The organism is Sphingomonas bacterium (genome assembly GCF_028292945.1).
Classification (GTDB): Bacteria; Pseudomonadota; Alphaproteobacteria; order Sphingomonadales; family Sphingomonadaceae; genus Sphingomonas.
Window position 1 is genome coordinate 1 of sequence record NZ_JAQGLJ010000030.1, and the last position, 19,844, is coordinate 19,844.

Below are 19,844 nucleotides of genomic sequence, written 5' to 3' on the forward strand. Positions count from 1 at the left end.
GACACGCGGATGAAGCTGACGTCGAGCGCGCTCGCGGTCGACGCCGGCGGCGTGCTGGACATGGGCAACAGCCGGTTCGGTAATTTCGCGATCGACGCGCGGCTGCTGACGCCCGGCGCGATCGCGCCCAACCTGTCCGGGCGCGACGTCATGGCGCGGGTCGTGCTGGACGGCGCTTTCGCGACCCCGACGGTGAACTACAAGGTCACGGCGGCGCGGCTGGCGTTCGGGGCGATGGGCGTCGATCAGCTGTACGCCGAGGGGCTGGCGCGGGTGAATCCCGATCGCATCCTGGTGCCGGTTAGCGCGCGGGCGCGACGGCTGACGGGGCTCAACGCCGCCATCGGGGGACTGGCGACCAACGTCCGGATCGATGGCGACCTTGCCATCTCGATGCCCAACATCCTCTCGGACAATCTCAGGATTCGCTCCGACAACATTGATGCCACCGCCATTCTGGTCGCGAACGTGGCGGCCGGCCGGTACTCGGGCGCGCTCAAGGGGCGGATCAACAACTATCGCGTCGAGAGCATCGGCATCGTCAACCTCACAACCGATGCGAAGATCGTGCCCGGGCCCAATGGCGGGTTCGGGATCACGGGCCGGGTCGTCGCTCGCACGCAGCAGCTGTTCAATTCCGGTGTGCGGGACTTTCTGGGTGGCAACGCCATCGTTCGCGCGGACATAAGTTACAGCCCGGCAGGATTGGTGACATTCAGCGGGTTGCGGCTCAACGCGCCGAAGTTCCGCGTCACGCGCGGATCGGGGCGGTTCAATCCCGCGACCGGCGCGGTGGCGGTCGAGGCGGATGCCTATTCAAACCAGTACGGGCCGGTGTCAGCGCGCGTCGCGGGAACGGCGACCGCTCCGGTCATCAACCTGCGTGTGGCGCGGCCGGGCTTCGGAGTCGGTCTCGCCAACGTGCAAGCCCGCATCGTCGGGCGCGGCGGCGCATATCAGATCAACGCCACCGGCGGCACCAATTACGGGCCATTCACGGCGGATCTGCTGGTCCGGCCCGGGGCGCAGCTCGCGATCGACGTGCGGCGGCTGGTGTTCGCAGGGATCACCGGGCGTGGGCGGCTGGTCCAGACGGCCGCGGGGCCGTTCGCCGGTGCGCTGAGCTTTGCGGGGCAGGGGCTCTCCGGCAACGTCCGGCTGGCGCCGCAAGGCGGCTATCAACGCGCCGATATCCGTGCGCGCGCCTTGAACGCGGTCGTGCCCGGGATCGCCGACTTCACGATCGGGCGCGGGCTGATCGACGCGAGCATCGTACTGTTTCCGACCGCGCCCCAGATCGTCGCCGACGCGCAGCTTGCCGACACGCGGTACAACACGACCGTGATCGAGGCGGCGCGCGTCAAGGTGAACTATGTCGGCGGGCGCGGTACCGCGCAGGCGCTGCTGACCGGGTCGTCGGGCGTGCCGTTCCGCGTCGCGCTCAACGCACAGCTCGCGCCCAACAACTATCTGGTCGCGGCGCAGGGGAAGGCGAACGGCATCCCGTTCCGCATCGCCACGCCGGCGCGTATCGTCGGGGCGGGAGGCGGCTATCGCCTGCTGCCGACGCGGCTCGACTTTGGCGGCGCTAATGGCGGATCGGCGCGGCTGGCGGGCTCGTTCGGCGGTGGCGTCACGGCGGCACAGGCGCGGCTCGACCGGCTTGATCTGAACTTCCTCTCCGCGTTTGCGCCGGGTCTGGGGCTGTCGGGGTCGGCAACCGGTAGCCTGGACTATCGCCAGCAGGGCAACGCCGTGCCGGTCGCCGATCTGCGAATGACCGTGAACAGGCTGCAGCGCACCGGGCTGGCAGCGATCTCCGAGCCCGTCGATGTCGTGTTCCTCGGGCGGCTGGGTGCCGCCGGCGGCGAGGCGCGTGCGCTGGTCAAGCGCGGCCCGACGGTGGTCGGACGGCTGCTGGCGACGATGCGACCGCTGGGCGGCGGGGCCGACTGGACGACGCGGCTGCTCAATGCGCCGCTGGCCGGCGGCATCCGCTACAACGGTCCCTCGGCGGTGCTGTTCAGCCTTGCGGCACTGCCCAACCAGTCGCTGCAGGGACCGATTGCCGTCGCGGCGGACTTCTCGGGAACCGCCTCAGCACCGCGCCTTAACGGGCTGATCCGGGCCGACAATCTCACTTATGACAATGAGACGTTCGGCACGCGACTGTCGCGGATGCGCCTCGCCGGACGCTTCACCAACGACCGGCTGGAGATCACGCAGCTGAATGCGCGCGCGGGCGACGGTACCGTCGAGGCGAGCGGCTCGATCGGGCTGGCGTCCGACGCGGGCTTCCCGATCGACTTCCGCGCCAAGCTCGACAACGCGCAGCTCGCCAAGAGCGAGGCGCTGGCGGCGCGGACATCCGGTAACATCCGGATCACGAACGGGCGCAACGGCGGGTTGATCGAGGGCGAACTGACCGTCCCGAACGCGCGCTATCAGATCATCCGTCAGGGGCAGGCCGAAGTGCCGGAACTGACCGGCGTGCGTCGCAAGACCGACATCCGTCCGGCGCGGTTCAGCGACCGGCCCGCGCGCGAGCCGATGGGCGCCTTCCGGCTCAATCTGCGCGTGTCCGCGCCCAACCAGATCTTCGTGTCGGGCATGGGGCTGGAAAGCGAGTGGGAGATGGACCTGCGCCTCGGCGGCACTTCCGCGCTGCCGGTCATCACCGGCGGGCTCGACGTTGTGAAGGGCGAATACTCCTTTGCCGGCAAGCGCTTCGTGGTGACGCGCGGGCGGGTGCGGCTGCGCGGCGGAGCGTTGACTGATCCCGACATCGACATCCTGGCGACGACGACCACCAACGGCATCAGTGCACAGATCGCGATCACGGGCACGGGCCTGCGCCCACGCATTGCCTTCACCTCCACGCCGACGCTGCCGCAGGACGAGGTGCTGAGCCGGCTGTTGTTCGGCACCAGCCCGGCGAACCTGTCCGCGATCGAGGCGATCCAGCTGGCCGCCGCGCTGAACGGCCTGCGCGGCTCGGGCGGCGGTCTCAATCCGCTCGGCAAGCTGCGCTCGGCGACGGGCTTCGATCGTCTGCGCATCGTGTCCGGGAGCGAGACGGGGGGCAAGGGCACCGCACTGGCGGCGGGCAAGTACATCACCGACGACATTTATGTCGAGATCGTGACAGACGCGCGCGGCTTCACCGCCACGCAGCTGGAGATCGCACTGACCCGGGCACTGAGCCTGCTGACTTCCACGGGCTCGTTCGGCGGGTCGGACGTGCGGCTGAAGTACAGCAAGGACTACTGAGGCAGGTCTGCGCCAGCGTTATCCTTCCCGGCGGAAGCCGGGCCCAGCCCGCGGCGCGGCCCACTGGACCCCGGCGTCCGTCGGGAAGGGGTGTTGGCTCGTGACGGCGGGGCTCGCTTGCGATAGGTTCCTGTCCGAAACGCAAATAAGCGGGTGAGGACGATCCGATGGCCGAACATGTCGACGTGGTGGTGGTAGGCGCGGGCATTTCCGGAATCGGCACCGGCTATCACCTCCAGACACGCTGCCCCGATCGCAGCTATGCCATTCTGGAAGCGCGCAACCAGATGGGAGGGACGTGGGATCTGTTCCGCTATCCCGGCATCCGGTCTGACTCCGACATGCACACGCTCGGCTTCTCCTTTCACCCGTGGACGCAGGCCAAGGCGATTGCGGACGGACCCTCGATCAAGGCCTATGTCGAGGAGACCGCGCGTACCTATGGCATCGACAAGCACATCCGCTTCGGCACGCGGGTGCTGAGCGCGAGCTGGTCGACGGCGGACGCGCGCTGGACCGTTGAGATTCAGGGGCCATCCGGCGCGCGAACCATGACGTGCAACTTCCTGGCGATGTGCTCGGGCTATTACAGCTATGACAAGGCGCACGCGCCGTCCTTTGCCGGGTCGGAGGATTTCGGCGGGCGCATCGTGCATCCACAATTCTGGCCGGCGGAATTGGACTATGCCGGCAAGCAGGTGGTCGTGATCGGTTCCGGGGCGACGGCCGTGACGCTGGTGCCGGAGATGGCGCGCGACGCGGCCAAGGTCACGATGTTGCAGCGCTCGCCGACCTATGTCGTGTCGCGACCGGCAGAGGACACTGTCGCGAACTGGCTGCGCGCCAAGCTGCCGTCCAAGGCCGCCTATGGAGTTACGCGGTGGAAGAACGTGCTGCTGGGGATGTTCTTCTATCGCATGACGCGAAAGCGGCCGGAGAAGACGAAGGAGCGGCTGCTGGGCATGGTGCGCGAGCATCTCGGCCCGGATTACGATGTCGCGACGCACTTCACGCCGCGCTACAACCCCTGGGATCAGCGGCTGTGCCTGGTGCCCGACGCGGACCTGTTCACCGCGATCCGGAATGGCCGCGCGGAGGTGGTGACGGATACGATCGAACGCTTCGTGCCCGAGGGGATCCAGCTAAGCTCGGGCAGGACAATCCCGGCGGATGTGATCGTCACGGCGACGGGGCTGGAGCTGTCGCTGATGGGCGGGGTGCCGTTCACCGTCGATGGCGCGCCGGTCAATCTCGCCGACAAGCTGCAGTACAAAGGGATGATGTTTTCCGACGTGCCGAACCTAGCCTTCACCTTCGGCTACACCAACGCCAGTTGGACGTTGAAGGCCGACCTGGTGGCGAAATATGTCTGTCGCCTTCTCAACACGATGAGGAAGCGTCAAACGGCGATCGTAACGCCCCATAATGAAGATCCGACGATGGCGGCGGAGGCGTTCGTTGACTTTTCGTCGGGCTATATCCAACGCGCCGCCGACCGGCTGCCCAAGCAGGGGTCGAAGAGGCCGTGGAAGCTCAATCAGAACTACGCTCTGGACGTTCTGGCGATGAAATTCGGGTCGGTCGACGATGCAATGGTGTATTCCAATCCGGGCCAGGAAAGGACGCGGCAGGTGGCCTGATCGCACGAAGCTGGGTCGCGTCGTCAGCGTATCGTAGCCGGCTACGGACAAAGAAAAACCGCCACGTTTCCGCAGCGGTTAATCGGCTAGAAACTGACATCAATCGCCGTCGCCAGAGACTTAGCGTCCCAAGCCGAACCACGCCTAATTACCAGGGCTTGACGGTCTCGCCGTAAAGCAGATCGAGCATGAAGGACATCGCTGATACTCCCTTGCGCATCTCCGTTGAGACGCAAACTTGGGTTAACAGGTCATTAAGCATAACGCAACACCGCGCCTGCAGATTGGTTCCTGGCTTAATCGAATTTTCAATCGGGGCCCCTAAGCCCGACTTACCATGAGTGCGGCTGGGAAAATTTTGTACGAGAAGGCGACACGCGGAGCAGCGTCGGCGATTGACCCTCCGCGCGTTCGTCGTTCCGCGCATCTGTTGCTGGTCGAAGTGGCGGACTTTTCACAGCTTCGCCGCCGGCTGGGGGTGCAGCGCGCCGACCTTGTGGCGGTCGACGTTGCCGAGCGGGTCGCGGCGGTGTTGCCCGGCGCGATGGTCGGCAGGGTTGGACGAAACCTGATCGAGGTCAGCCTGTCGAGCGAGCATGCGGACGGCGCCGATTTCGCAAAACGCGCGCTGCAGCACGCATTCCTGCAACCGCTGCTGATCGATGGCGAGCCGCACTGTCTGCGCCTGGTCATCGGCGGCGCCACGGCTCTGCCCGGACGGCTCGACGAGGTATCGCTGGTCGAGCGCGCGGAACTGGCGCTAATGGACGCGCGCGACGCACCCGCCGAGCTGCCCGCTAAGGCGACCGCCGACCGGGAGATCGGCCGTGAGCTTCACGCCGCGATCGCGCGGGACGAGCTGTTCGTCCATTATCAGCCCAAGCTGCACCTCCGTCGGCAGAAAATCGTCAGCGTCGAGGCGCTGATCCGGTGGCATCACCCCCAGCGTGGCCTGGTGCTGCCCAACGACTTTATCCCCCACGCGGAACGGGACGGAGCGATCGCGGCGGTGACGCTGTGGACCGTGCGACAGGTGATCGCCGACCAACGCGTGCTGATTCGCAACGGCTATCCGCTGCCGGTTTTCATCAACATGGCCGGCGCGCTATTGTCGGACGCCTCCTTCATCGACGAGGTGATCGCGCTGATCGTAAACAGCGGGGCGAAGCTGGGGGTGGAGATCACCGAGACCTCCGTGATCGGTGATCCGGAGGGGGCAATCCGGCATCTGCAGCGGCTGTCCGACATCGGCGTCGTGGTTACGATCGACGATTATGGCGCCGGCCTGTCGAGCCTCGCCTACCTGAAGCAGTTGCCGGCCAGCGAACTGAAGATCGACAAACTGTTCGTGACCGAGCTTACCAGTACGCACCGCGATCCGCTGATCGTGCGCTCCACCATCGATCTGGCGCATGCGCTGGATATGGAAGTGGTCGCCGAGGGCGTCGAAACGCCCGCCTCGCTGGCCCTGCTGTCGGTCATGGGCTGCGACATGGTGCAGGGCTATCTCATCAGCCGGCCGGTGGCGTTGGAGGCCTTGCTCGCCTTTCTGCGGGAGGATCGCCACCTCGCTATCGCCGTTGCGCCGCGCTCGCCGCTGGAGCGGCTGGCGGCGGTCAGAGCCCGCGGCTGACCGGCGGTGCGCTGGCTGGCTGTCCTCCTTGCATTGACGCTTGCGAGTGCTCCTGCACAGGCGGGTGCGGGCGCCCAAGCGCGGTTCGACGCGGCGGTCGATCGCGCCAAGACGTTCATGCTCACGGCACCCGAGACCGCCGCCGACGAGGCACGACGGGCCGAGCCGCTGGCCAAGGCACTTCCCGGCCGGCAAGCGCAACGCGCAGGGCTGGCCGCAACGGCATGGTTGCAGGGAGAGGCGCATTTTCGCCTCGACGATCTGGTCGGCGCCGCACCGCTGATCGACAAGGCCTTCGCGCTCTCGCAACAGGCTGCGCCCGGCAGCAAGCTGCAAGCCGATGTGCTGCTGACGCGGGGCAGTATCAACGCCAAGCAGCTCAAGGTCGCCGCAGCGTTGGCCGACTTCCAAGAGGCGCACCGGCTGTTCAGTCGCCATCGCGACGCGCGTCGCGAGGCGATCTCGCTGATCTGCATGGCGAACCTGTATTTTGATGCGAAGGATTACGAGACGGCGCTGCGTTATCTGAACGAGGCGTTGCAGGCGCATCATGCCGATCCGGGGCTTGCGCTCGCAATCCACAACACGCGGGGCGTGGTGCTGCAGGATCAGAACCGCCTCGCCGCCGCCGCTGCTGCGTTTCGCGAGGCGCTCCGTCACGCGCGCGCGTTGAAGAGCACTGCTATGGAGGGCGTGTTCCTGCGCAATCTCGCGCGCAATCAGCTGCTCGCCGGACAGGTCGGGCAGGCGGAGCGTTCGATCGATGTCGCCCGCCGCGCATCGTCCGGCACCCCGGAGGACCGGACGCAGCTGGACATCCTGACCGCGCAGACGCTGTTGCAGCGCGGTCGTCCGGCCGAGGCCGGGAAGCTGGTCGATCGCGCGCTGGCGGGGCTCGACACCACCACGACCGACGGGCGCTTCCGCTATGCGCACCTGACGGCGGTCTCCGCTTACCGGACGCTGGGCCGACCAGACAAGGCACTGGGCCACCTGGAGGCCCTGAAGCGGCTTGACGATCAGGCGGTCAAGCTGGCGACGGAGACCAGCACGGCCTTGATGGCGGCGCGGTTCAATTCGGCCAATCAGAATGCCAAGATCGAGCGTCTGCGCGATGCCGAGCGCCTGCGCGTGGCGCGCGATGCCCTTCAGCGCGCCGAGACTGAGCGGACGCTGTTCCTGATCGGCGGCGGCGCGACCGCAGTCGTTATCATATTGCTGTTGATCGGCTTGGTCACCATCCGCCGCAGTCGCGATCGCGAGCGCGCGGCGAAGGACGATCTCGCGGTCACTAATGGCGCGCTCGGCAAGGCGCTGGCGGCCAAGACCGAGTTCCTGGCGACCACCAGCCACGAAATTCGCACGCCGTTGAACGGCATCCTCGGCATGACGCAGGTGATGCTGGCCGATCGCACGATGGCTGCGCCGATGCGCGACCGGCTGACGGTGGTGCACGGCGCCGGCATGACCATGCGCGCGCTGGTCGACGACATTCTGGACGTCGCGAAGATGGAAACGGGCAATCTGTGGCTGGAACGGGCACCGTTCGACCTCCCCGCCTGTGTCGGCGAGGCGACCACGATGTGGGCGGAGCAGGCGCGCGACAAGGGGCTGGCGTTCGCCATTGATCTGTCGCGCTGCCCCGCCAGAGTCGAAGGGGACATGGCGCGGGTCCGGCAGATCCTATTCAACCTGCTGTCCAACGCGGTGAAGTTTACCGGCAGCGGCAGTATCAAGCTCACCGTCGAGGCGAGCGACCTCGGCGTCTGCCTTACGGTCGTGGACACCGGGGTGGGGATAGATCCCGACAAACAAGGCGAGATCTTCGAGTCCTTCCGCCAGGCCGACACCAGCACGACGCGCCGGTTCGGCGGCACCGGGCTGGGCCTGTCGATCTGCCGCAGCCTCGCTCAGGCGATGGACGGGGCGATCGCGCTGACCAGTCGGCCGGGGGAGGGGAGCACGTTCACCGTCGACTTGCCTCTGCCGACGCTTGCTGCCGAAACCGCGCCGGTGACGACCGCGTGCCCGACGCTGTTAATCGTGGATCGCAACCCGATCACGCGTGCCATGCTCCGCACGCTGTTTGCGCGCCATGTCGGTTCCGTCGTCTTTGCCGGCACCATCGACGAAGCGGAGGAGCGGCTGGCGAGTCACGACGTGTGCCAGCTGCTGATCGACGACGCGACCGCTCGCGCCGAGGGTGAGGCGGGCGCCTTTCTGTCGCGGCTGATCGTCGCGGCAGGCGGGAAGCCGGTCACGTTGCTGTGGCCGGTCGCGGCCGAGCAGGAGCGTGCGGAGCTGCTCGCCCTGGGACTCGCGCGCGTCGTCGGCAAGCCGGTCACGGGTACCGCGCTGGTGCAGGCGCTGTTTCCCGTAGGGAGCCAACAAGCGGACGCGATCCCACTTGTTTCGCAGGCGGCATGAGTAGATGAAGTTTCTGCAATGATCGTCGCTGCTCACCGCTCTTCTGCCCCTCGATGAACGTTCTGTTCATTGAGGACGACCGCATGAATCGCCGCGTTGTGCGCGACATGCTGGACGTGGCCGGCGCGACCATGACCGAGGCGGAGGACGGCGAAGCGGGCCTGCGCTTGATCGATGCGGAGGATTATCGGATCGTGCTGGTTGATCTGCGCATGCCCGGCATGGACGGCATGGAGGTGATCCGGCACATCCGCGCGCGCGGCGATGCCAAGGCGCGGGTGCCGATCATCGTCGTCACCGCCGACACCGCCACCGACCTGCGCGAACGATGCCTGGCGGCGGGCGCGGACGAGGTATTGTTCAAGCCGGTCGCAATGGACGAGCTGTTCGACGCGATGGGGGCCATTCTGGCGCGGGAAGCGGAAGATGGCGGGGTGATCGGCTAGGCTGGTCCGAGCGTCGCCGCTAGGCTGGTGGTGCCGCTGCCGCGTCGCGCCGGCTTGGGTTGCGATGGGTCGGGCGCCCAGCCGGTAAGAAAGACGATGCTGAACCGCTCGGTCGTGCGGCCTTCTGAATCGGCGCCGGCGGCAAAGGCTGCCGCGGCGCGGGCGAGGTGCGTGCGCGTTGCCGCCGAGCGGGCCGCCAGCATGTTGCTTGCCGCCATCCCGCGCAGGTCGTCGACCAGCCGGCCCATGGTGCGGTAGCGCACGGGCAGCGTCTCGACATCGGCGACCGGCAAGGCGAACCCGGCCCGCACCAGCAGGTCGCCCGCCGCGCGCACCTCGACCAGAGGATGCAGCCGCGCGGCAGGCCGCTCACCGTCCGCCGTTCGCCACGCCGCACGCAGAGCGGGAAGGCTGCCCGCGCCGACGAAGGCCCCCAAAAGGAGCCCGTCCGGCCGCAGCACGCGGCGGATCAGCGCCAGCGCGCCGGGCAGATCGTCGACCTGATCGAGCACGCCCGCGCTCACCACCAGATCGAAGCTGCTGTCGGCAAACGGAAGGCGATCCTCGTCTCCCTGCACCCCACGCGCACTCCGGGCGAAGCCGAAGCCAGGATCGAACCGTGCGATGCGGGCACCTGGCAGCGCGAACGCGCCATCGAAGCAGCCGAGATCCAGCACCTCACCAAACGAGCGAGTCACCGCTTCCAGCCGTTCGGTGATGCCGTCCAGCATCGCGGTGCGCAGGAAATCGTGCTCGGCATAGCGTGGACGCGCGCGATCGCGGCGAACCCGCCGCGTGGCTCGATCGAAGATAGCGGGAGCGGACATGACCCGCTTGTGCGGCCGCGGTGGGCGGGTGACAAGCGACGGATGTGGGCCGTGCTGCGTCCAATCGCCGACTTCGCGCTGCCGCCACGCTGCGGCGGGTGCGGCGTGCCGGTCGGCGAGGATAGTGGTTTCTGCATGGACTGCTGGGGCTCGCTGCGCTTCATCGGCCCGCCTTGGTGCGCGGGGTGCCATCTGCCCTTCGACTTCGATGCGGGGCCGGGCGCGCGGTGCGATGATTGCCTGACGCGACCGCCGCGCCATGCAGGCGTCAGCGCGGCAGTCGCCTATGGCGCGATCGCGCGGAAGCTGGCGCTCAAGCTCAAATATGGCGGGCGGATGGGGGTGGCGGAGACGATGGCGGCGCTGATGGTGCGGCACATGCCCGCCGATGCCGACCTGCTCGTACCCGTGCCGCTGCATCGCTGGCGGCTGTGGTCGCGCGGATATAATCAGGCCGGGTTGATCGCGGCCGGGCTGGCGCGGAGGACTGGGGTGGAGTTCGTGAGCGACCTGCTCGCGCGCACCCGCCGGACGCCGGTGCTCAAGGGGCTGAGCGGGCGCGACCGTCGCCGCGCGGTCGACGGCGCGTTTGCGGTCACGGCACGCGTTGCCCACTGTCACGTCGTGTTGGTGGACGACGTTTACACCAGCGGCGCGACGGTCGATGCCTGCACGGCGGCGCTGCTGGACGCGGGTGCGGCGCGGGTGAGCGTGCTGTGCTGGGCGCGGGTGCTGAGCGGCGACGATTGACAAGCGGGCGCGTCGACCACAACTCACCGGAATGGCGACGGTCGAAATTTATACGAAGGCGTTCTGCCCTTATTGCTCGCGCGCGATGCGGTTGTTGGCGGACAAGGGCGTCACGCCGCAGGAGCATGACATCAGCTATGGGGGGCCGGGCCGGGCCGAGATGATCCAGCGCGCGAGCGGTCGGACCACCGTGCCGCAGATATTCATAAATGGGCGCCACATCGGCGGTTCGGACGATCTCGCCGCGCTCGATCGGCAGGGAGGCCTCGACCCGCTGTTGGCGGTATGAGGGCTGCGCTGCTGCAGATGACGAGCGGGATCGATCCCGCCGACAACGCGCGCGTGCTGACCGATGCGATCGCGCGGGCGGCGTCCGAAGGCGCGGCGATGCTGTTCACCCCCGAAATGTCTGGCCTGCTAGACCGCGATCGGACGCGGGCGGCGGGTTCCATCGTCGGTGAGGATGAGGATCGTGTCCTCGCGGCCGTGCGCGAGGGAGCGGCGCGCGCGGGGCTGTGGGTGCATCTCGGCTCGCTCGCGGTGCGGCAGGGCGACCGGTACGCCAATCGTGGCTTCGTCATCGACGCCAGCGGCGCGATCCGGGCGCGCTACGACAAAATCCACCTGTTCGATGTCGACCTGCCGCCCTCTCGGAAGATGGCGGGGGAGAGCTGGCGCGAATCGGCCGCCTTCGCGCCCGGCAAAGCGGCGGTGGTGGTGGACACGCCCGCCGGCCGTTTGGGGCTGTCGATCTGCTACGATCTGCGCTTTCCCGATCTATATCGCGCCCTGAGCGACGCGGGCGCGACGGTGCTGACGGTGCCCGCCGCCTTTACCCGCCCCACCGGGGCCGCGCATTGGCAGGTGCTGCTGCGTGCGCGGGCGATCGAGGCGGGGTGCTTCGTCGTCGCGGCCGCGCAGGTCGGTGAGCATGCCGATGGCCGCGCAACCTATGGTCACAGCCTTGGGATCGACCCCTGGGGCGAGGTGATGCTCGACATGGCCGAGACGGCGGGGCTGGGCTTCGTCGAAATCGACCCCGAGCGGCTCGCCGAAGTGCGGGCGCGCATCCCGGCGCTGCGCCATCGTCGCGCAATTCCAGCTGTTACGCTCGCATGATCGTCTTCGACCTGCGCTGTGGGACCGGGCATGTCTTCGAGGCCTGGTTCGGCAGCGGCGCGGCGTATGACGAGCAGCGCGCGGCGGGGCAGGTCAGCTGCCCGCTGTGCGGCGATCTGTCGGTGACCAAGGCGGCGATGGCGCCCGCCGTGCCGGCCAAGGGCAATTCGGGTCCGCCGCCTGCCATGGTCAAGGCGTTCATGAGCAGGCTCGCCGCCGAGCAGGCCAAGGCGCTGAAGGATTCGACCTGGGTCGGCGGCAAATTCCCGGAGAAAGCACGCGCGATGCACGCGGGCGAGGAGGCGCACGCCGTGATCCACGGCCAGGCGACGCTGGCGGAGGCACAGGCGCTGGTCGACGAGGGCGTGCCGGTCGCGCCGCTGCCGCTGCCGGTGGTGCCGCCGGAGCAGAAGAATTAATGGATGGGCGGGGCGCGGGCGCAGTATCCCCGAGGTTCCAATCGAGCCACCGCTGCCAGCCGCGGGACTACAATCACCGGAGCAGGAACTCGACAGGACCGACGATCTGCAAGAGATTAGGGACCGCCTTGCATTCGCTCGCTCTGAGCGCGCGCTGAGATGAACGGCTCATCGCCAATGGCCGACCTAGCCGAGCCGTCATCTTGCCTAGGCGCTGCACACCCCAACGTCACCCGCTGATGCCAGTTCCCCGACGCGCTCCGCCACCCGTAGCGGCGGAATGTCGCCATGCGTCAGAGCATCATCGAAGCGTCCGCCACCGCCCGTAATGCGTGCTCCACCAACCAGACCCAATCAGCGCCTCGCAACCATGGTGAGGTCGCGCTTCGCGCTTCCATCACCAAGGCACAAAACGCGCCCCGCGCGTTTTGAGTCCTTGGTGACCCCGGCGCGATTCGAACGCGCGGCCCCCGGATTAGGAATCCGATGCTCTATCCTGCTGAGCTACGGGGTCACTCCTGACCCTTTCGCGCATAGGCCAAGGCCGGTCAATCGCGCGCCGGAGCCGCGATCGACCGGCCGGTGGGTCAGGCCTTGAGATGTGCGGCGATGTGCTTGTTCATCTCGAACATGGTGCAGCTGTCCTTGCCGAACACCTTCTTCAGCTTTTCGTCGGCCAGGATCTCACGCTTATTCGCTGGGTTCTGCAGGTTGTTGGACTTGATATAGTCCCACACCTTGCTGATCACCTGGCTGCGCGGCAGCTTGTCGTCGCCGACCACCGCACCGAGTTCCTTGGAAGGCTGAACGGGGGCGTGGATGCCGGTGCCGCTGTTGGTCTGCTTGGTGGCGGCCGATTTGGCGCCGGCTTCCTGCTTGGCAGTGGCCATGGGGTTCTCCTGTTAAGCCCCGGACCGCGTACGAGGCGCCCGGGAATCACGCCTTCTTGAGCGCAGTCGCCTTGTGCGCCGCCTTGCCGCCCTTGTCACTCTTTACGATGTACTGCGGGTCTTCGGGCGAGGCGCGGACCTGATGGTCCTTGATCTTGGTGTCGCTCGTCTGCTTTTTCTCGACCGTGCCGTGCGCGGTGCCGCCGTGCGACTTCCAGGTGACGTGATCGCCCTTCTTCAGGTCGTCGGCAATGGGAGTTCTCCTGCTGTTGGGCAGGCAAAGCGTGCGAGCGTGGGGAAGGTTTCGCGCGGGTGACGCGATCTTGAGTAGCGATGACCCAGGTGGGCGAGCGCGCGGCGGGGCCGCTTGGCTCGGTGAAGCGTCCTGCTCTTGGCCAGGCAAGAGCAGGACGTTCGTTTCTAGAACCGGAACCCGGCCGCGACGCCGTAACGCCGCGGCTCCAGGGTAAAGGCGTTGGTAAACAGGCCGGACGACTGATCGGTGACGTAGAGACCCGTGATCGCATTGTTCTTGGTGAGGTTCTGCACGAAGGCGCGGACGAAGAAGCGCTCGTCGGGCGCGTTGAGCTGAACCTGGGCGTTGACCACCTCATAGCCCTTGATGCGATTGACGTTCCGATTGAAGATGCTGCCGAAATACTCGCCGGTGTAGGTCAGGTCGGCGCGCGGTACGATGTTCCAGTCGCCGGCTTCGATGGTGTATTGCAGGCCCGCCGAGAATTTGAAGTGCGGCGACTGCGGCAGGTCGTTGCCACGTATGTTCACCGCGACCCCCTCTTGCAATACAGTGACGCCAGCGGCCGGGTTGGCGGAATTCGCGGTGAGCACCGCACACAGGCTGTACGCACCGGTGGTGTTGGTGCCCGGCACTGGCGTGGGCGCTCGCAGCCCGAGTGCGGTATTGACCGCGCCCACGAAGCCGTTCGATTGCGCCGCGACGCCGGCTTTCGAGACAACCGCGCAGTTGTTGCCGTTCTGCAGGTCCTTGATGATCACCGCATCGGCGCGGCCGCCCGACGGGTCCTGTGGGTTCACCAGCAGCTTGTCATTCTTCACGCGCGTGTTGAGATAGGAAAAATTGAGGTTGGCGAGCAGGTTGCGCGACGGAGCGACGATCGCCTCCGCCTCCAGCCCGTAGACAGTGGCATCGACATTGTCGTTGACCGACGTCCGCGCCACGATGCGGCTGAGCTGCAGTTGCTTGTACCGATAGTAGAAGCCGGTGAGGTTTAGCCGCAGCGTGCCGTTGAGGAAGGTGTTCTTGGTGCCGATCTCGAAGGCGTCGACCGTTTCCGGCCCGAAGAAGGGTGAGACCGCGAATACGGGAGCAACCGGCGGGTTGACGCCGCCTGACTTGTAGCCACGCGAGTAGGACGCGTAGAGAAGGTTGCGCGGGGTGATCTGCCAGTCGATGACGGCGCGGCCGGTGCCGCGCTTGAACTCGACGTCGTTGATCGCCAGCGGCTGGATGCCGGTGCGCGACGGATCGGCATCGTAGTTCGCGAACGCGGGTGCCGTATAGACGTTGGCAGTGTTGAACGGCACGACCAGACCATTCAACAGCGTGTTCCGCGCCTCGATGTGCTTTTCGTCGTGATTGTAACGGCCACCGAGCGTCATCTTAACGTTCTCAGCCAAATTGAAATAAACCTCGCCAAAGATGCCATACGACCTCAAGCGATAATTGAGCGAGTTGTTGCGGAAAAAAGGCGTCGCCGAATAGCCGTTGCCGCCGCCGAACAGGGCGGACGCATAATCGAGCGCGAACGAGTTCACATAATAGCTGTTCTCGTCGACATTGTAGTTCAGGTAGCCGGCGCCGATCAGGAAATTAAACGACCCGTCGAAGTCGCTGCTGACGATCGCCTCGCCATGATACTGGCGACCCGACCCGGTCGAGCGATCGAAGTCGAGGCTGCGAGGAGCGCAGATGCTGTTGCCGCCGAACACACCCGTGCCGGTCGGCTCGGCAAGCGACTGGCACACGTTGGCCGTGCTGCCGGTAGGCAGGAAGAGATTGCGAGCCGCCAGATAGCCCGGGCCAAGCCCGCCAGCGCCGGCGACGGCGTTGAAGGCGTTGAGGCCCGGGTTGGTCGCGTAAGCATTTTCGACAGCCAGATTATAATCGACCGTGGAGTCGGTGGAGCCTTCGGTGTAGCCGCCGTCCAGCTTGACCGAAATTGTGCCGAAATCATGGTTCAGCGCAAATAGCACCTGCTTCTCGTCGGTGCGGAAGCGCGGAAGCGAATCGATGTTTACCGTACGCAGGTCGGTCGGGTTCACAAAATTGGAATAGGTGTCGGGGCCATAGACGCTGCCCAGCGCAAACGGACTCAGCCCGTTCGGATTGGCGGCGGAGCCCGTCGCAATCCGCAAGAATTCGGAACTGGTCAGCGTCGCCGCGAAGCTCGCATTGCCGTTCACCGTCTCGCCGGGAACCAGGCGATCGGGGAGGCAGCCAAGCACACCCGTCGGATCACGGTGACAAAGCTGCTTCTGAATGCGCGAGCGGTCGTCGTCCTCCTTGAAATAATGACCGACGATGTCGAGCGTCGTGTTGGGAGTCGGCTGCCACCGGATCGAGGCGCGGATGTCGTATTGATCACGACCATCGATCCGGGAGTCGGTGAACACATTATAGGTGAAGCCGTCGCGGCGCAGGTAGTAGCCGGCGAGCCGGATGCCGAGCGTGTCCGTCAGCGGCAGGTTGAACATGCCCTTTACGCGCAGGCTGTTGTAGTTGCCGTATTCGATATCGCCGGAAGCGTGAATACCCGACAGATCGGCCTTTGCGGTGATGAAGTTGATGACGCCACCGGTCGCGTTACGTCCGAACAGCGTTCCCTGCGGTCCGCGCAGGACCTCGACGCGCTCGAGATCATGATACTCGTTCTGGAAGATCGGCGAGCCAATGACCGGCACGTCGTTGACGTGCACCGCGGTCGCCGCGTCGCACGTCACGCCGACGCACAGGTCGCCGATGCCGCGGATGTTGAACGAGGAAGACGAGGTGAAATTGCTTTTGGTGAAGGTGATGTTCGGCAGCGTCAGCTGCAGGTCGCTGGTGGTGTTGATCTGCTGCGCCTGCAATGCGGCGGCATTGAACGCAGTGACCGCGATCGGGACGTTCTGCAGCACCTCCGACTGGCGCTGGGCGGTGACGATGACGTCTTGGATGCCGCCGGTTTGGCCTGTGGTGGCCGTCGCATCGGTCTGCGTTGCGGCTGGAGAGACCGCCACCGGGGTCGTGCCGCCTTCCTGTGCCGGAGTCGAGGCGCCGCCCGCGCCTTCCTGCGCCCAGACGTTCGCGGGAATGAGCATGACCGCGGTGGCGGCGAGCAGCTGGAACTTCGTCATGGACATCCCTCCTGGTATGATGCCGGTCACCGCCGGCTTTCGCGTTTTTCGCGTTTCAGGAATGGAGCGTGCGCCGGGCAGAATCATGCGTCAATCGGATTTCCCTAGGCAAAACCCCATTGCTGGACGATGTTGCGAGAATGAAACAGTTGCAGATTCGAACCTTTATCCTGGTGAGCGTCGACTGTGGCGGCGAAAGGATCGTGCGATGGGCGATCTGATCGACGGGACACCCGTGGCCGGCGTGCCGAACGAGGTAGCCGATGCGATCCGCACGCTGATCCGCTGGGCCGGTGACGACCCGGATCGGGAAGGACTGCTCGATACGCCGCGCCGTGTCGCCAAGGCGTGGAAGGAATATTGCGCTGGCTATGGTGACGACCCCGCGCAGCACCTGGCGAGGGTGTTCGAGGAGGTCGGCGGTTATGACGAGATCGTGCTGCTGAAGGACATCCCCTTCCAGTCGCATTGCGAGCACCACATGGCGCCGATCATCGGCCGCGCCCACATCGCCTATCTGCCGCGCGATCATGTCGTTGGCATCTCCAAGCTGGCGCGCGTGCTGCACGGTTTCGCGCGCCGCCTGCAGGTGCAGGAGCGGCTGACTGCGGAGGTCGCCGACTGCATCTGGGACAATCTGAAGCCGCTCGGCGTCGCGGTGGTGATCGAGGCGACGCATGCCTGCATGACCGCGCGGGGCGTTCGCACGCCGGGCGTGACGATGGCGACGAGCCGCATGATGGGCGTTTTCCGCGAGGACGAACGCTCGCGGCGCGAGGTGCTGGCGCTGATGGGCTGCTAGGTGGCGGCGCGAACGGTCCTGGTGACGGGCGGGGCGAAGCGGCTGGGCGCGGCCATCGTGCGGCGATTGGCGGCGGACGGGCATCGTCTGATCATCCACTATGGTCGTTCGGTGCACGAGGCGGCGGCGCTTGCGGACGAGATCGGCGGTGCGGGGATCGTCGGGGGCGACCTGCACCGGCTGGACGCGATCGACGAGCTGTGGAGCCGGGCACGCAAAGTCGCCGGCGGACCGATTGACGGTCTCGTCAACTCCGCGTCCTTGTTCGTCTTCGATCGTCCGGAGGCGGTCGACATCGATCTGGCGGCGCAACTCTACGCGGTGAATTGTACGGCCGCAGTGTTGCTGGCGCAAAGCCTGTATCAGCAGGGGGTCGGCGGCGCGGTCGTGAACCTGCTCGATCAGAAGGTCGCGAATCCAAACCCCGATTTCTTCTCCTATACGCTCGCCAAGCAGGCGCTGGCGGCGGCGACGACGCTGATGGCGCAGGCGTTCGCGCCGACGGTGCGCGTCAATGCAGTTTCGCCGGGGCTGACGTTGGCGAGTGGCGATCAGACGGCGGCGGAATTCAACACCGTGGCGTGCAAGAACCTGTTGGAGCGACCGGTGGGCGCAGAGGCGGTGGCGGACGCCGTGGCCTATCTGATCGGGGCGGAGAGCGTGACCGGGCAGAACCTGTTCGTCGACAATGGGCAGCGGTTTCTGAAGCGCGATGGCGATGTCATGTTCGAGGGGCGAGGGCAGTGATCCCGCTGTTGCCCTTTCCCGGCGAAAGCGGGGGTACAGCCCCGGCGCGCCGCGCCGGGTGCGCTACCGCGCACGTCGCCGATTTGCGCCGGACCCCGGCTCTTGCCGGGGAGGGAGCTTTCGCAGGGGACGGCGGGATTGGCGCGAACCATGCCTGACTACACCACCATCCTCGACGCCATGGACGTTCGGCTACGCCTGGGCATCCACCCGCATGAAGCTGAGCCGCAACGCGTGCGGTTGTCGGTGCGGATGACGGTCGCCTATGATCGGGCACCGTCGGCCGACCGGATCGAGGAGGTGCTCGATTATGACTTCGTGCGCGAAGGCATCCTGCGGATGGCAGCGGGCGAGGGCTTCGCGTTGCAGGAAACGCTGGTCGATGCAGTGGCATCGCTGTGCCTGTCCGACCTGCGCGTCCGGGAGGTGAAAGTGCGGTCGATGAAGCTGGACGTGTATCCCGATGCGGCGGTCGGATGCGAGGTGGTGCGAGGGCGTTGAAGGCTTACTCGCAGCGGGCGCCGATACCACCTTCAGAGCAGATCAAATACTGGCCGCTCTCGATCCTGCGCAGCCGAAGCCGAAAGGTGCGGTCGTCACGAAAGGTGCTGTGAGCGAAATACCTCACGATCAGCGAGCGTGACGGTGGCTTGCCACTGATTACCTTGCGCACATGGAGTTCTGCCGTGATCCAGCCATGTCCAAGAATGTCATCTGGATCGTTTGTAGCTTCATAGGAAAGAGTTTTGATTCGACCGAGTACGATGAGGTCGCGTGGGGACTGCTGGTCGAAGCCGTCCCGTGCCAATTCCGTCGATGCGCAGGAGCTCGCGGAAGACAGCGCGGCTATCAACGCCAGCCCGGCCACCGACTTGGACAGGCTGCTCATGTTCGGTTCGCCGCGCTCAGCGCCGCCCTGACGCTGGCCGTGGCGACATCTGGGTCGACGCCGACGCCGAACACCGTGCGGCCGTCCGCCGTGCGGCATTCCAGATAGGCCGCCGCCTGCGCGTCGGCACCATGGCCGATCGCGTGTTCGTTATAGTCGACCACGTCGAGCGCCACGCCTGCCTCTGCCAAGGCCGCGACGACGCCGGAGATTAGGCCGTTGCCGCGACCGCTGATCGAGCGCTCCGCGCCGTCCACCGCGACGCGGCCGACGAACAGGCGATCGCCGGGGGAGCCGGTCTCCTGATAGTCGCGCAGCACGAAGCGGTCGCCATCGCGCGGCAGGTAGGTTGCCTCGAACCGGCCCCAGATGTCGGCCGCATTCAACTCGCGGCTGGTCTCGTCCGCGAGCGCCTGGACGTGGCGGCTGAAATCGGCCTGGAGCCGCTTGGGGAGCTTCAGCCCCTTGTCCTGCTCGATCACCCAGGCGACGCCGCCCTTGCCGGATTGCGAGTTGACGCGGATCACCGCCTCGTAGCTGCGGCCGAGGTCGGCGGGGTCGATGGGGAGGTAGGGCACCTCCCACAGCTGATCGTTGCGCTGCCCCT

Annotated in this window: 18 protein-coding genes and 1 tRNA gene; 12 read left to right on the forward strand and 7 right to left on the reverse strand. The window is 66.4% G+C overall.

The window, feature by feature from the left end:
• The 5 genes from JWN21_RS03960 to JWN21_RS03980 all read left to right on the forward strand — a co-directional run.
• On the forward strand, nt 1-3,270 hold a 3,270-nt coding region (locus tag JWN21_RS03960; RefSeq protein ID WP_299646457.1), incomplete at its 5' end, for a translocation/assembly module TamB domain-containing protein.
• A gap of 167 nt (nt 3,271-3,437) precedes the next feature.
• Entirely contained in the window at nt 3,438-4,910 is a 1,473-nt protein-coding gene (locus tag JWN21_RS03965) for an NAD(P)/FAD-dependent oxidoreductase (RefSeq protein WP_299646459.1), read from the forward strand.
• Nucleotides 4,911-5,340: 430 nt separating this feature from the next.
• Nucleotides 5,341-6,543 (forward strand): GGDEF domain-containing phosphodiesterase, encoded by a 1,203-nt coding sequence (locus tag JWN21_RS03970; RefSeq protein WP_299646461.1) that lies wholly within the window; start codon nt 5,341-5,343, stop codon nt 6,541-6,543.
• 6 nt (nt 6,544-6,549) lie between these two features.
• The gene (locus JWN21_RS03975) at nt 6,550-8,970 is read left to right on the forward strand and encodes an ATP-binding protein (protein WP_299646463.1); all 2,421 of its coding nucleotides are present in this window, start codon (nt 6,550-6,552) and stop codon (nt 8,968-8,970) included.
• A 53-nt stretch (nt 8,971-9,023) separates the two neighbouring features.
• Nucleotides 9,024-9,416: a response regulator gene (locus JWN21_RS03980; protein ID WP_299646465.1), complete on the forward strand. Its 393-nt coding sequence runs from the start codon at nt 9,024-9,026 to the stop codon at nt 9,414-9,416.
• Here JWN21_RS03980 and JWN21_RS03985 read toward each other — a convergent pair.
• Nucleotides 9,413-10,243 (reverse strand): methyltransferase domain-containing protein, encoded by an 831-nt coding sequence (locus JWN21_RS03985; protein WP_299646467.1) that lies wholly within the window; start codon nt 10,241-10,243, stop codon nt 9,413-9,415. The two genes, JWN21_RS03980 and JWN21_RS03985, sit on opposite strands and share 4 nt — an antisense overlap.
• Nucleotides 10,244-10,285: 42 nt before the next feature.
• Between JWN21_RS03985 and JWN21_RS03990 the strand changes: the two genes are divergently transcribed.
• From JWN21_RS03990 to JWN21_RS04005, 4 genes are read left to right on the forward strand one after another with little or no spacing between them, the layout of a single operon-like run.
• Nucleotides 10,286-10,993 carry a ComF family protein gene (locus JWN21_RS03990; RefSeq protein ID WP_299646469.1) on the forward strand — a complete coding sequence of 236 codons (708 nt, stop codon included), beginning with the start codon at nt 10,286-10,288 and terminating at the stop codon, nt 10,991-10,993.
• A gap of 31 nt (nt 10,994-11,024) precedes the next feature.
• Complete coding sequence (gene grxC / locus JWN21_RS03995) at nt 11,025-11,282, forward strand: glutaredoxin 3 (RefSeq protein ID WP_299646471.1); 258 nt, start codon at nt 11,025-11,027, stop codon at nt 11,280-11,282.
• Complete coding sequence (locus JWN21_RS04000) at nt 11,279-12,112, forward strand: carbon-nitrogen hydrolase family protein (RefSeq protein WP_299646473.1); 834 nt, start codon at nt 11,279-11,281, stop codon at nt 12,110-12,112. Before grxC ends, JWN21_RS04000 begins: the two co-directional genes overlap by 4 nt.
• Entirely contained in the window at nt 12,109-12,531 is a 423-nt protein-coding gene (locus JWN21_RS04005) for a DUF1178 family protein (RefSeq protein WP_299646475.1), read from the forward strand. The genes JWN21_RS04000 and JWN21_RS04005 overlap by 4 nt, the downstream gene beginning before the upstream one ends.
• A 437-nt stretch (nt 12,532-12,968) precedes the next feature.
• On the opposite strand, the gene JWN21_RS04010 is transcribed toward JWN21_RS04005, so the two are convergent.
• The 4 genes from JWN21_RS04010 to JWN21_RS04025 form a co-directional block, all read right to left on the reverse strand.
• Nucleotides 12,969-13,045: transfer RNA gene (locus JWN21_RS04010), tRNA-Arg, on the reverse strand.
• Nucleotides 13,046-13,118: 73 nt separating this feature from the next.
• Nucleotides 13,119-13,421: an SWIB/MDM2 domain-containing protein gene (locus tag JWN21_RS04015; RefSeq protein WP_299646477.1), complete on the reverse strand. Its 303-nt coding sequence runs from the start codon at nt 13,419-13,421 to the stop codon at nt 13,119-13,121.
• Between the two features lie 46 nt (nt 13,422-13,467).
• Nucleotides 13,468-13,674 carry a DUF2945 domain-containing protein gene (locus JWN21_RS13945; protein ID WP_367182908.1) on the reverse strand — a complete coding sequence of 69 codons (207 nt, stop codon included), beginning with the start codon at nt 13,672-13,674 and terminating at the stop codon, nt 13,468-13,470.
• A gap of 167 nt (nt 13,675-13,841) precedes the next feature.
• The gene (locus tag JWN21_RS04025) at nt 13,842-16,799 is read right to left on the reverse strand and encodes a TonB-dependent receptor (RefSeq protein ID WP_299646481.1); all 2,958 of its coding nucleotides are present in this window, start codon (nt 16,797-16,799) and stop codon (nt 13,842-13,844) included.
• A gap of 208 nt (nt 16,800-17,007) precedes the next feature.
• Between JWN21_RS04025 and folE the strand changes: the two genes are divergently transcribed.
• The 3 genes from folE (at nt 17,008) to JWN21_RS04040 (ending at nt 18,849) form a co-directional block, all read left to right on the forward strand.
• Entirely contained in the window at nt 17,008-17,601 is a 594-nt protein-coding gene (gene folE / locus JWN21_RS04030) for a GTP cyclohydrolase I FolE (RefSeq protein WP_299646483.1), read from the forward strand.
• Complete coding sequence (locus JWN21_RS04035) at nt 17,602-18,348, forward strand: SDR family NAD(P)-dependent oxidoreductase (RefSeq protein WP_299646485.1); 747 nt, start codon at nt 17,602-17,604, stop codon at nt 18,346-18,348.
• A gap of 150 nt (nt 18,349-18,498) precedes the next feature.
• On the forward strand, nt 18,499-18,849 hold the full coding sequence (locus JWN21_RS04040) for a dihydroneopterin aldolase (RefSeq protein WP_299646487.1): 351 nt from the start codon (nt 18,499-18,501) through the stop codon (nt 18,847-18,849).
• 4 nt (nt 18,850-18,853) lie between these two features.
• Here JWN21_RS04040 and JWN21_RS04045 read toward each other — a convergent pair whose 3' ends face one another.
• Nucleotides 18,854-19,237, reverse strand: a complete 384-nt coding sequence (locus JWN21_RS04045; RefSeq protein WP_299646489.1) for a hypothetical protein — start codon at nt 19,235-19,237, stop codon at nt 18,854-18,856.
• The coding region (locus JWN21_RS04050) for an alpha-isopropylmalate synthase regulatory domain-containing protein (protein WP_299646491.1) at nt 19,234-19,844 on the reverse strand (611 nt) is incomplete at its 5' end. The genes JWN21_RS04045 and JWN21_RS04050, both read right to left, overlap by 4 nt.

What these genes read in the sequence shown, in the direction of transcription:
- JWN21_RS03965 (WP_299646459.1), top strand. Translation starts at nt 3,438, where the DNA reads ATGGCCGAACATGTCGACGTGGTGGTGGTAGGCGCGGGCATTTCCGGA.
- JWN21_RS03980 (WP_299646465.1), top strand. Translation starts at nt 9,024, where the DNA reads ATGAACGTTCTGTTCATTGAGGACGACCGCATGAATCGCCGCGTTGTG.
- JWN21_RS03985 (WP_299646467.1), bottom strand. Translation starts at nt 10,243, where the DNA reads ATGTCCGCTCCCGCTATCTTCGATCGAGCCACGCGGCGGGTTCGCCGC.
- JWN21_RS03990 (WP_299646469.1), top strand. Translation starts at nt 10,286, where the DNA reads ATGTGGGCCGTGCTGCGTCCAATCGCCGACTTCGCGCTGCCGCCACGC.
- grxC (WP_299646471.1), top strand. Translation starts at nt 11,025, where the DNA reads ATGGCGACGGTCGAAATTTATACGAAGGCGTTCTGCCCTTATTGCTCG.
- JWN21_RS04000 (WP_299646473.1), top strand. Translation starts at nt 11,279, where the DNA reads ATGAGGGCTGCGCTGCTGCAGATGACGAGCGGGATCGATCCCGCCGAC.
- JWN21_RS04005 (WP_299646475.1), top strand. Translation starts at nt 12,109, where the DNA reads ATGATCGTCTTCGACCTGCGCTGTGGGACCGGGCATGTCTTCGAGGCC.
- JWN21_RS04015 (WP_299646477.1), bottom strand. Translation starts at nt 13,421, where the DNA reads ATGGCCACTGCCAAGCAGGAAGCCGGCGCCAAATCGGCCGCCACCAAG.
- JWN21_RS04025 (WP_299646481.1), bottom strand. Translation starts at nt 16,799, where the DNA reads ATGACGAAGTTCCAGCTGCTCGCCGCCACCGCGGTCATGCTCATTCCC.
- folE (WP_299646483.1), top strand. Translation starts at nt 17,008, where the DNA reads ATGGGCGATCTGATCGACGGGACACCCGTGGCCGGCGTGCCGAACGAG.
- JWN21_RS04040 (WP_299646487.1), top strand. Translation starts at nt 18,499, where the DNA reads ATGCCTGACTACACCACCATCCTCGACGCCATGGACGTTCGGCTACGC.
- JWN21_RS04045 (WP_299646489.1), bottom strand. Translation starts at nt 19,237, where the DNA reads ATGAGCAGCCTGTCCAAGTCGGTGGCCGGGCTGGCGTTGATAGCCGCG.